11 protein-coding genes, 2 tRNA genes and 1 pseudogene are annotated in these 11,182 nt (G+C 44.4%); 8 read left to right on the top strand and 6 right to left on the bottom strand.

Translation table 11 applies throughout. From position 1 onward, the window contains the following. Positions 1 to 95: 95 nt before the first annotated feature. A complete protein-coding gene (gene lrp, locus Q4Q52_RS05065) occupies positions 96 to 602 on the bottom strand; it encodes a leucine-responsive transcriptional regulator Lrp (RefSeq protein ID WP_006081649.1) in 507 nt (168 codons plus the stop codon). 179 nt (positions 603 to 781) lie between these two features. Between lrp and ald the strand changes: the two genes are divergently transcribed. Together ald and trxB are read left to right on the top strand one after the other, a co-directional pair. After that, complete coding sequence (gene ald / locus Q4Q52_RS05060; RefSeq protein ID WP_300483231.1) at positions 782 to 1,897, top strand: alanine dehydrogenase; 1,116 nt, start codon at positions 782 to 784, stop codon at positions 1,895 to 1,897. 339 nt (positions 1,898 to 2,236) lie between these two features. Beyond that, the gene (trxB, locus tag Q4Q52_RS05055; RefSeq protein ID WP_106650516.1) at positions 2,237 to 3,190 is read left to right on the top strand and encodes a thioredoxin-disulfide reductase; all 954 of its coding nucleotides are present in this window, start codon (positions 2,237 to 2,239) and stop codon (positions 3,188 to 3,190) included. A 117-nt stretch (positions 3,191 to 3,307) separates the two neighbouring features. On the opposite strand, the gene rplT is transcribed toward trxB, so the two are convergent. The 4 genes from rplT to thrS form a co-directional block, all read right to left on the bottom strand. Continuing rightward, a complete protein-coding gene (rplT, locus tag Q4Q52_RS05050) occupies positions 3,308 to 3,664 on the bottom strand; it encodes a 50S ribosomal protein L20 (RefSeq protein ID WP_006081652.1) in 357 nt (118 codons plus the stop codon). A gap of 16 nt (positions 3,665 to 3,680) precedes the next feature. After that, complete coding sequence (rpmI, locus tag Q4Q52_RS05045; RefSeq protein WP_106650517.1) at positions 3,681 to 3,875, bottom strand: 50S ribosomal protein L35; 195 nt, start codon at positions 3,873 to 3,875, stop codon at positions 3,681 to 3,683. 84 nt (positions 3,876 to 3,959) lie between these two features. Then, on the bottom strand, positions 3,960 to 4,502 hold the full coding sequence (infC, locus tag Q4Q52_RS05040; protein ID WP_012089240.1) for a translation initiation factor IF-3: 543 nt from the start codon (positions 4,500 to 4,502) through the stop codon (positions 3,960 to 3,962). A 3-nt stretch (positions 4,503 to 4,505) separates the two neighbouring features. Next, positions 4,506 to 6,434: a threonine--tRNA ligase gene (thrS, locus tag Q4Q52_RS05035; RefSeq protein WP_311989992.1), complete on the bottom strand. Its 1,929-nt coding sequence runs from the start codon at positions 6,432 to 6,434 to the stop codon at positions 4,506 to 4,508. A 290-nt stretch (positions 6,435 to 6,724) separates the two neighbouring features. Between thrS and Q4Q52_RS05030 the strand changes: the two genes are divergently transcribed. Beyond that, entirely contained in the window at positions 6,725 to 6,958 is a 234-nt protein-coding gene (locus tag Q4Q52_RS05030; RefSeq protein ID WP_311989991.1) for a hypothetical protein, read from the top strand. Between the two features lie 314 nt (positions 6,959 to 7,272). Beyond that, complete coding sequence (locus tag Q4Q52_RS05025; protein ID WP_106650519.1) at positions 7,273 to 7,473, top strand: CPXCG motif-containing cysteine-rich protein; 201 nt, start codon at positions 7,273 to 7,275, stop codon at positions 7,471 to 7,473. A 34-nt stretch (positions 7,474 to 7,507) separates the two neighbouring features. Here the strand turns inward: Q4Q52_RS05025 and Q4Q52_RS05020 are convergent, their stop codons facing one another. Beyond that, on the bottom strand, positions 7,508 to 8,131 hold the full coding sequence (locus Q4Q52_RS05020; RefSeq protein WP_311989990.1) for a riboflavin synthase subunit alpha: 624 nt from the start codon (positions 8,129 to 8,131) through the stop codon (positions 7,508 to 7,510). A gap of 33 nt (positions 8,132 to 8,164) precedes the next feature. Between Q4Q52_RS05020 and Q4Q52_RS05015 the strand changes: the two genes are divergently transcribed. The 4 genes and pseudogenes from Q4Q52_RS05015 to Q4Q52_RS05000 all read left to right on the top strand — a co-directional run bounded on the left by Q4Q52_RS05015 (position 8,165) and on the right by Q4Q52_RS05000 (position 11,159). After that, complete coding sequence (locus tag Q4Q52_RS05015) at positions 8,165 to 9,544, top strand: MATE family efflux transporter (RefSeq protein WP_311891303.1); 1,380 nt, start codon at positions 8,165 to 8,167, stop codon at positions 9,542 to 9,544. Between the two features lie 254 nt (positions 9,545 to 9,798). Then, a tRNA-Val gene (locus tag Q4Q52_RS05010) sits at positions 9,799 to 9,875 on the top strand. 38 nt (positions 9,876 to 9,913) lie between these two features. Next, positions 9,914 to 9,990: transfer RNA gene (locus tag Q4Q52_RS05005), tRNA-Val, on the top strand. Between the two features lie 220 nt (positions 9,991 to 10,210). Then, positions 10,211 to 11,159 (top strand): annotated as a pseudogene (locus Q4Q52_RS05000) (hypothetical protein). The last annotated feature ends 23 nt before the right edge of the window (positions 11,160 to 11,182 follow it).

Genomic DNA, 11,182 nt, shown 5'->3' with positions numbered 1-11,182 from the left:
AGTCGTCGTAGGTGTTAAACGGGATAGTTGTGCTGACTTAAACAATAAATAAGGGGCCTAAGCCCCTTATTGTAAAACCAAACAATCAGGGTAATTTAGATATCTGAGAGTAGATGATTTATCGCTACGCGACTGGTGTGTTTAACCTCTTCCATCACGACATAAGTCCGCGTGTCGGAAACAGAAGGTAATTTCAACAAGGTTTCACCTAACAAGCGACGATAAGCCGACATATCTGAAACACGAGTTTTCAGTAAGTAGTCAAAATCGCCTGAAACCAGATGACATTCTTGAATGTCGTCGAGTAACTGCACTGCACGGTTAAACTTATCAAACACTTCGGGAGTATCACGGCTTAAGGTGATTTCCACGAATACCAGTAGGGATGCACCCAGGAAATGAGGATTGACCAATGCGGTATAGCCATTGATATAACCTTGCTTTTCGAGTCGTTTCACTCTTTCTAAACACGGAGTTGGACTAAGTCCGACTCTTTTTGATAATTCCACATTAGAAATGCGGCCATCAAGTTGTAATTCGTTAAGAATGTTGCGATCGATGCGATCCAAGTCTTTTACAGGACTCTTTTTATTATATGCCATTTATTTAACCTTGCTTTATCACTAAAACAACATTTTATTCTACGTATGCCGAAAGTTCAGCAGCATAAACTGCGTCGCCGATACTATACTAGATATCCCTGAATTAATCACGTTCAGGTCACGATAAAATAACAATTATGCCCATTAAAAGTGGGTTTTCAGGCAATTGAGGCTCAAAGATGATTATTGGTGTTCCCAAGGAAATTAAAAACCACGAATATCGTGTCGGTATGGTTCCTTCTAGCGTTCGCGAGTTAGCGATCAAAGGTCACGAAGTTTTTGTAGAAACAAATGCTGGCACAGGTATCGGTTTTTCAGATCAAGATTATATTGATGCTGGCGCCACAATTTTAGCGACTGCAGCTGAAGTTTTCGCTAAAGCGCAGATGATTGTAAAAGTAAAAGAGCCTCAAGCAGTTGAACGCGCTATGTTGCGTCACGATCAGATTTTATTTACTTATCTGCATCTTGCGCCAGATTTACCGCAAACTGAAGATTTAATTAAAAGTGGTGCCGTATGTATCGCTTACGAAACTGTGACTGACGACCGTGGTGGCCTGCCCCTACTTGCCCCAATGTCAGAAGTTGCTGGCCGTATGTCAATCCAAGCTGGCGCTATGGCATTAGAGAAATCTTCTGGTGGTCGCGGTATGTTACTGGGCGGCGTTCCAGGTGTTGAACCTGCTAAAGTCGTGATCATTGGCGGCGGTATGGTCGGTACTAACGCTGCACAAATGGCGGTTGGCATGGGTGCAGATGTGGTTGTACTTGACCGTAGCATTGATGCACTGCGTCGCTTAAATGTGCAATTCGGCTCTGCCGTAAAAGCCATTTACTCTACTGCTGATGCGATTGAACGTCATGTTATTGAAGCCGATCTTGTGATCGGTGGCGTACTGATCCCAGGTGCTGCGGCACCTAAATTGGTTACCCGTAGCATGATTTCACGTATGAAGCCGGGCAGTGCTATCGTTGACGTAGCAATCGATCAAGGCGGCTGTGTTGAAACTTCACACGCAACCACTCACCAAGATCCGACTTATATCGTTGACGATGTTGTGCATTATTGCGTGGCAAACATGCCAGGTGCGGTTGCTCGCACTTCAACTTTCGCACTAAATAATGCAACGCTACCGTATATTCTTAAGTTAGCTAACTTAGGCTATAAAGAAGCGCTGTTGCAAGACAAGCACTTACTCAATGGCTTAAACGTGATGCACGGTAAAGTGGTCTGTAAGGAAGTGGCTCACGCCCTGAATCTAGCGTTCACCTCTCCAGTTGCATTATTGGCATAAGCGTTTAATTAGCTTAAGCTTTCGATGTAATATTGCGTTTGATTTACCTAGCAAATGATCCAAATCGGCCTCAACCCTGTTGAAGCCGATTTTTTATTGGCTGAACTGAAATTAAAGCATGCGAATTGATAACATCCCGTTTATCAACATGTCTGGTGCTTTCACTCGTCATGCCCGCCTAAGCCATTTAATTCACCGTAGTAAAGTTAAACTGACACTCTGAATACCAAAGCGCACTGACTCGATTAGCGCAATCTAAAAGAATCACCCTTCAACACTTTACCCCCACAGGTAAATTCCCTACAATCCTTGCAATTTGCTAAAGGCACGGAGATAAACATGAGCCAGATCAGACATTGTAACTTATTGATTTTGGGTTCAGGCCCAGCAGGATATACCGCAGCTGTTTATGCTGCGCGTGCGAATTTAAAACCTGTGATGATCACAGGTATGCAGCAAGGTGGTCAATTGACCACTACGACTGAAGTTGAAAACTGGCCAGGTGACGCGGATGACTTAACGGGTCCAGCGTTAATGGAACGTATGCAAAAGCATGCAGAAAAGTTCGATACTGAAATCTTGTTCGATCACATCAACGAAGTGACTCTAACTGAGCGCCCTTTCCGTTTGAAAGGCGATAACGGCGAGTACACCTGTGATGCGTTGATCATAGCAACTGGCGCTTCTGCCCGTTACTTAGGATTAGAGTCAGAAGAAGCATTCAAGGGCCGTGGCGTATCAGCCTGTGCGACCTGTGATGGTTTCTTCTATCGCAATCAAAAAGTCGCTGTGATCGGTGGCGGTAACACTGCCGTTGAAGAAGCATTGTACTTAAGCAATATTGCCGCTGAAGTGCATTTGATCCACCGTCGTGACACCTTCCGCTCAGAAAAAATCTTAATCGACCGTCTGATGGACAAAGTCGCCAATGGCAACATCATCCTTCATTTAGATCAAACCATGGATGAAGTGGTTGGTGATGCTATGGGTGTGACAGGCCTTAAGATGAAGAGCACTAAAGATGGCTCAATTACCGACTTAGCCGTTGCTGGAGTGTTCGTCGCGATTGGTCACAGCCCTAATACCGGTATTTTTGAAGGCCAGTTGGAAATGAACCACGGTTATTTAAAAGTACAAAGCGGTTTGCAAGGTAACGCCACGCAAACCAGTATCGAAGGTGTTTATGCTTGTGGTGATGTGATGGACCAACATTATCGTCAAGCGATTACTTCTGCGGGCACAGGCTGTATGGCCGCACTCGATGCAGAGCGTTATTTAGACGCTAAAAAGTAATTAAACTCTAAACTTTTTTCAACGAATAGCAGGCTTGGCCTGCTATTTTTTTAGCTAAAAATGACACATAAAAAAAGGGACCAAATGGTCCCTTCTCTACAGCAACAAACTAATTTCTTAGTTTAACGCTTCTTTTGCTTTTTCAACTAAAGTTGCAAATACAACTTTATCGAATACAGCGATGTCAGCCAAAATCTTACGATCGATTTCGATAGACGCCTTTTTCAGACCGTTGATGAAACGGCTGTAAGACAGACCATTTTGACGAGCAGCAGCATTAATACGTGCAATCCAAAGTTGACGGAATTGACGTTTTTTCTGACGACGGTCACGGTAAGCATATTGACCAGCTTTAGTTACTGCTTGAACAGCAACACGGTAAGTACGGCTACGAGCGCCATAATAACCTTTAGCCAGTTTTAAAACTTTCTTGTGACGAGCACGAGCGGTTACACCACGCTTAACTCTTGGCATTTTCTAATCTCCTAAATTAAGCGTAAGGTAATTGACGCGCGATTGCTGGAACGTCAGCTTTTGCAACTAAACATTTAGCACGTAAATGACGTTTACGTTTAGTGCTTTTTTTCGTCAAAATGTGACGTAAGTGTGCTTGCTTGCGCTTGAAACCATTAGCGGTTTTCTTAAAACGCTTCGCTACACCCTTGTCTGTTTTCATTTTAGGCATTTCTAAAACTCCGCATTGGGATGTTTAATAAAAAGCAAGGCGAGCAAAGGCCATAGACCTTCGCTACTTTAAGTTTTGCCCTACTTATTTCTTTTTAGGCGCTAGCACCATAATTGCTTGTCGACCTTCCATTTTCGGGAAAGATTCAACAACCGCATACTCGTCCAAATCAGCCTTGATACGGTTCAATAGATCCATACCTAGGTTTTGGTGTGCCATTTCGCGACCTCGGAAACGAAGCGTAATCTTCGCTTTGTCCCCGTCTTCCAGAAAACGTATCAGGTTGCGTAGTTTTACCTGATAGTCGTTTTCGTCAGTTCCAGGACGGAATTTAATTTCCTTAACCTGAACCTGCTTTTGCTTCTTCTTTTGTTCCTTGGCTGACTTAGCCTTATCAAAAAGGAACTTACCGTAGTCCATAATGCGACATACTGGAGGTTCAGCATTTGGGCTGATTTCTACTAGGTCTACACCTGCTTCATCTGCCAAATTCTGAGCATCTCTGATGCTTACCACACCAATAGCTTCACCATCAATGCCTGTTAAACGTACTTCTGGTACGCCTGTGATTTCTTCATTGATTCTATTAGGGGCCGGCTGACGCCCTGCTGTTTTTTTGATCTTTATGACCTATTCCTCCAACAATTTGAGACTACGGAGCGAAATCTGTTGATGGATTTTAGTGGCGAAATCTTCAAGTCGCATCTTACCTAAATCGATACCATCACGGGTACGCACCGCTACTTCCTTATTTTCCATTTCTTGATCGCCAACGACCAACAAATAAGGGACACGCCTTAAGGTGTGCTCGCGTATTTTAAAGCCTATTTTCTCATTCCTCAAGTCAAAAGACGCTCGAATACCTTGTTCTTTGAAGAATTTTACGACTTCTTCAACATAATCAGCCTGTTTATCGGTGATATTCATCACGACAACTTGCATTGGGGCTAACCAAGTTGGGAAACGTCCTGCATATTCTTCTATCAAGATACCCAAGAATCGTTCCAAAGAGCCTAAAATGGCACGATGGATCATCACTGGGGTCTGACGGCTATTATCTTCGGCAACGTAAGTTGCACCAAGACGGCTTGGCAACGCATAATCGAGCTGCACAGTACCACATTGCCACGCACGGTCCAAACAATCGTGTAAAGTAAATTCGATTTTTGGTCCGTAGAACGCGCCTTCACCCGACAAAATGGTGAATTCAATATTATTGTCACGCAGAGCTTGCTTAAGCGCTTCTTCCGCTCTGTCCCACATCGCATCGTCACCGATACGTTTTTCTGGGCGAGTCGACAGTTTCACCACGATATTTTCAAAGCCGAAGGTGGCGTATGTATCGTAAACCATCTGGATACAAGCACTCACTTCCTCTTGAACTTGGCTGTCAGTACAGAAAATATGGGCGTCGTCTTGGGTAAAGCCACGTACGCGCATTAATCCGTGTAACGAACCAGAAGGTTCATTACGGTGACAGCAACCAAACTCAGCCATACGTAATGGCAGGTCGCGGTAAGATTTCAACCCTTGGTTGAAGATCTGCACGTGGCCTGGGCAGTTCATTGGCTTGATAGCATATTCGCGGTTTTCACTGCTGGTGGTGAACATGGCTTCTGAGTATTTATCCCAGTGACCAGAACGTTCCCACAACACACGGTCCATCATTAATGGGCCTTTCACTTCTTGGTAAGTGTATTGGTTTAACTTACGGCGAATGAATCTTTCTAACTCGAGGAAGATGCTCCAACCGTCGTTATGCCAGAACACCATACCCGGTGCTTCTTCTTGCATGTGATACAAGTCGAGCTGCTTACCGATTTTACGGTGGTCACGCTTAGCCGCTTCTTCAAGACGGGTTAAGTGTGTGCTCAAGGCTTTTTTGTCAGCCCAAGCAGTACCATAGATACGTTGCAACATCTTGTTTTCTGAGTTGCCACGCCAATAAGCGCCAGCAATGCTCATTAATTTGAAATGTTGGCAGAAACGCATGTTAGGTACGTGCGGTCCACGACACATATCAGTGTATTCTTCGTGATGATACAGCGCAGGCGTTGAGTCTTTGCTGATGTTCTCATCTAGAATGGCAATTTTATATTCTTCGCCGCGTGCCGCAAAAGTATCGCGCGCCTCTTGCCAACTAACCACACGTTTAACGACGTCATAGTTAGTTTTGGCCAGTTGAAGCATGCGCTTTTCTAAGGCATCGATGTCATCTTGAGTCAACTTATGCTCAAGGTCGATATCATAGTAGAAGCCGTTATCAATAACAGGACCAATCGCCATCTTGGTTTCTGGCCACATTTGCTTAATCGCGTGACCTAATAAATGCGCGCAAGAATGGCGAAGAATTTCAACACCTTCTTCGTCTTTGGCGGTAATGATTGATAGTTCTGCATCGGTTTCAATGGGATCGCAAGCATCTTTTAATTCGCCATTAACACGGCCAGCGATACAAGCTTTCGCTAAACCTGGGCCAATATCGGCGGCAACATCGAGGGTCGATACAGCATGGGCAAACTCACGTTTGCTACCATCGGGAAGTGTAATTACAGGCATGAAATGTCCTTTCCAGTGGTGACCCACACGTAGGGCCACTTGGTTTAATTAATGTAAGAGAAATGCCCGCTAGGTTAAGACAGTACAGGAGTCTTAGCCGCCTTGCGTAGCAGGGCGTTTATTCTAAGGGATTGTAGCTAAAAGGCGCAAGCATATTGGCCAGAATTGGGATTGAAAGCAAAAAGCAAATTCATGATTTTGCAGTGTCTTGGTAACTTAGCGGTCATCTAACTCCCCTATTCTGGCGCCAGTTTATTAGCCATCACTGAAAACATGACAAGGGAGTTGATATGTTGAACTGCATTCTACTGGCTGTGGCACTCACGAACACAGTCGCCGCTTTACCTGAACCGCAGCACATAAGTACAAACGAACCTCAGATTGATACTCAAGTATTACTCGTTGATATTAAAAATGAGCTTGAGCTACAGATGCAGCGTTTAACGCTGGATATTACCCAAAATGCCCGCGATGGCGTGTTACACAGCAGCGAAATGGAAGGGTTAGTCACGGTTAAGGACTAAATCTAAAAGGGTTATTTATCCACTAAGCAAAGCATTTAACCATAAGGTCTATCATGCTGCGTTTTGAGGCCTACTTCATCTAAGTATGCGCACAGCACTCTGTTGTATACTCAAATAGGAAGCCCTTAAATAGATGGCGCTCGAATAGACACCACTCGAATGATGATGCACATAATGAATTCTTAAGATTGAACAAAATCAAGGCGCTAAACAATAGGCGCGATACGCGACTAAGTGTTAGCTGTGCTGATTGAACTGAATGATTCGCTCTATTCTATTGTGGCTTTCTTCTATTAGGTATAAGGAGTTGCATTATGAGAGTCATGAACAAAGTGATTGCTTGTCCCCACTGCGGGCACCACCAACATATCAGTATTGATGCCAGCTGCGGAGATCAAGATTATTACGATGATTGTCGAATTTGTTGTAATCCCATTCATTTACGCTTACATATCGATGAGTCGAGACGTACCGTGGAGCTGTATATCGATTCAGACGATGAGCAAATATATTAAATGAGATTGTATTAAAGGCGATGATGAAACGAGCCTAACAGGCTTGCTCGTTAAAACGTCTAGCCAGCACGCGCTCGACTGTGTCGACGATAACTTGTGTTTGGCTATCGATCTCAATGTTGAGTTCATCACCCACTTTACACTGACTTAAATTGGTCAGCTTTAGGGTTTCGGGAATTAAGTGTAACTTAAAGCCGGAGTCACTCACCTCGCCTACCGTTAAACTGCAACCGTTAACGCCAACAAAACCTTTATAAAAAATGTAATCCATCCATTTAGGCTCAATGCCCAGTGTCAGATTATAATGCTGTTCTGTGTGGCTAATATTGATGACTTTGGCCTTGGTATGAATATGGCCAGAGAGAATGTGCCCACCAATTTCACTACCGAAAGTTAACGAACGCTCAACATTAACGCTTTGACCTATCGACAAATTAGCCAGATTCGTCAGTCGCAAGGTCTCTTCCACTACGTCGAAAAATACCCTATCATCAACCACCTGAGTCACAGTAAGACATACCCCGTTATTTGCCACACTTGCACCAATCGCAAGTCCCTCATGCAAATCAGGTTCAAATGCTACCTCAAGGGTATTTAGGCCATCTTTCTTATGTATTGCGACCACCTCGCAGGTGGCTTGTACTATACCTGTAAACATTTTTTGCTCGCTTAATCGTTAAAGGCTGTATTTATGAATCATTCAGGCTATCAAGCCAAACGTTTAATCCAATTGGCGCTGCCGGTGCTAATAGCTCAGGTCACTCAGACCATGATGGGCTTTATTGATACCGTTATGGCGGGTCGTGTTAGTGCGGTCGATATGGCCGCTGTTGCGGTCGGCACTAGTCTTTGGTTACCCGCTATTCTGTTCGTCCAAGGTTTGCTGATGGCTTTTACACCTTTATTTGCCCACTACAATGGAGCGAATAATCAAAAAGCCATCCAACCTTTGGCCTTTCAAGGGGCCTATCTTGCCATCATTGGCGGGATTGGCGTGATGATTTTCCTCGCATCAGCGCCCTTTGTACTTGGCCATATGGATTTAGAACCCGAATTATACCGCTTAACCATTGGATATCTCGACGGTATTTTATGGGGCGCGCCCGCATTTGTGCTTTACCAAGTACTACGAGGCTGCAGTGAAGGGATTTCTTATACGTTACCTACAATGGTCATTGGCTTTGTCGGCTTAGCGGTGAACATACCCGCCAACTACATCTTTATTTACGGACACTTTGGCGTACCTCCGATGGGTGGTGCAGGCTGCGGTATTGCTACTGCCTTGGTTTTTTGGGCCATGCTGATTGCCATGACTATTTATATGCAAGTACATAAGAAATTTGCAGCCTTAGCTCCTTTCAGTAAATTTCATCGTCCTGACTTTGAAACGATGAAAAAAATGACCAAACTCGGTATGCCGATAGCAATGGCGCTGTTTTTTGAAGTGAGTTTATTTGCCATTATTGCGTTGTTACTCGCCCCATTAGGTGCAACTGTGGTGGCAAGTCACCAGATAGCACTGAACTTTTCTGCGATTGTATTTATGCTGCCGTTGTCTATTGGTATCGCAGTATCGATTCGAATTGGCTATTACTTGGGTCGCGATCGTGCTGATATTTCTGCAGTGGTCGCCAAAGTGGGTTTATGGTTAGCGCTATCCCTTGCATTATCAACTGCAGTCTTGACCGTCATATTTAGATTCCAAATTGCAGAGCTTTATAATGGTGATCCTGAAGTGGTCGCTTTAGCCGGCAGCTTGATGTTAATGGCGGCACTGTATCAATTATCGGATTCAGTCCAAGTGGTAGCCGCCGGAGCCCTACGTGGTTATAAAGATACCCGCAGTGCCTTTTATATCACGCTGTTTTCCTATTGGGGCATAGGTATGTCACTCGGCTATACCTTGGCTTATACGGATCATATCGTTCCTGCCATGGGCGCACACGGTTTTTGGACCGGATTGATTGCAGGTCTCACCTCGGCGGCGCTGCTATTTTTCATTCGACTGCGTTACATCCAAAAACATGGTGTGCATTTAAGCCTGATTGAAGGCGACAGTGTGCATCACTAATCGGATAGGCAAGATTTAAAGCAACGGCGAGCATTAAGCTCGCCGTTTTGTTTATGTCTTAGTGGTTTGACGTGCTCAGTAAGTCTAACTTGCCGTTATATCAACAACTTTGTTGAAACACTGGGCAAGTTGCACAGCAATTCACCATTTGACGATAATTTTGATTTTTTTGCTTGCCAGCCCTGCACTATGCCCCTAATATAGCGCTCGTTCGAAGGCGCAATGCTTTTGAATAGCAAGTTAATATTTACGATGCACCCGTAGCTCAGTTGGTTAGAGCACTACCTTGACATGGTAGGGGTCGGTGGTTCGAGTCCACTCGGGTGTACCACTCTATTCACAGAGTCTAAAAAGTGAAATTCAAACAGTGCACCCGTAGCTCAGTTGGTTAGAGCACTACCTTGACATGGTAGGGGTCGGTGGTTCGAGTCCACTCGGGTGTACCATTTCTTGCTTTATCTCCATTTGTCCTAATTCCTATATAATTACTAAAAACTAATGATTCTCCGTTCTTGAGCAAGTTGTCTCTCTTCATCTTTAAAATTTCTTTTTAAATTTAAAAATGTTGTTAATGCCGATTTGTGTTGGCGGATTAAGCCTTTGGGCTCAGGGAGATATCTATTACAATGAAGTCCATTTAAAACCCGTGAAACAGATGTTCAGCCTATGCCTAAGTCTCATACCCATATGCACCAGCATTTACAGATGCCACATTCGCGGGTAGATCTTCACACGTTGGCGCATCAACTTGCCTTCAAGCAAGTGACCATTATTGGGAATGCTTCTGGCAATTGGCAGCCTGCGACTACGGGCACGACATTTATCTTTAACGGCACTCAATGGCATGAGAAAAGTAACCAAAATAATCAGATAGTGAATATCGCTAATGGCGGTTTTGCAGAATCAAAATATGCTTTTGTGGTACAAGGTCACCCGCAAAGTGATTTGCTTACCCAAGCTTTGACACAAGTTGCGATTGAATTAACGCCTCAGCTTGGCTGTTGGCCTTCATCTGGCCTAACCACAATTGTGTTGATGCAGCAGTTATCTCAGCATGTGCAAGTGCAGCGGATGTCGCTGTTTCCGAGTTTAGCAAGGCCCAATGATTTACCGCCTGAAGACCACTTACCTTGTATGGTGCATAACTGGTTAGGCGAACGGCGGATTGCGCAGACGCTCGCGCCCACACTTGACTGGCCGGAGTTCACCTTGCCAGCAGTTTGTTTAGCAAACTTAGCGGCAGTCAATAAAGCGCGTGGTTCCCAAACTTCAATGATGATGAAAACGGGCAATCCTTTTGATTTACTTGCGCGTTTACAAGAATCAACCCCATCAGCAGATATGCCACATTCCGCAAAACACATACAACTCGATTGGTTGATTACGCTGGCTCATACGCCTATCGACGTTTGGCTGAAATATGCGGATTTAAAACAAGTCATCAATGCCGAAGCATTATTTTTTAATCACATGCCAGAATCAAAACCCAGCTACTGGTATTTAATGGATACTCAAGCGTCCCAATATCTCGATGCTATCCGCCACAGTTTGGCCTATTGCTGGCAAACACATTCGGCTTAGACAAGGACTGACTCACACCTCCACTAATCATTAACAGTTAGACTTGCCAACTAAGCT

Source organism: Shewanella sp. SP1S2-4 (assembly GCF_031932075.1).
Taxonomy (GTDB): domain Bacteria; phylum Pseudomonadota; class Gammaproteobacteria; order Enterobacterales; family Shewanellaceae; genus Shewanella; species Shewanella baltica.
The sequence above is the reverse complement of the archived record's forward strand: the minus strand, read 5'-3'. Positions and strand labels throughout refer to the sequence as shown.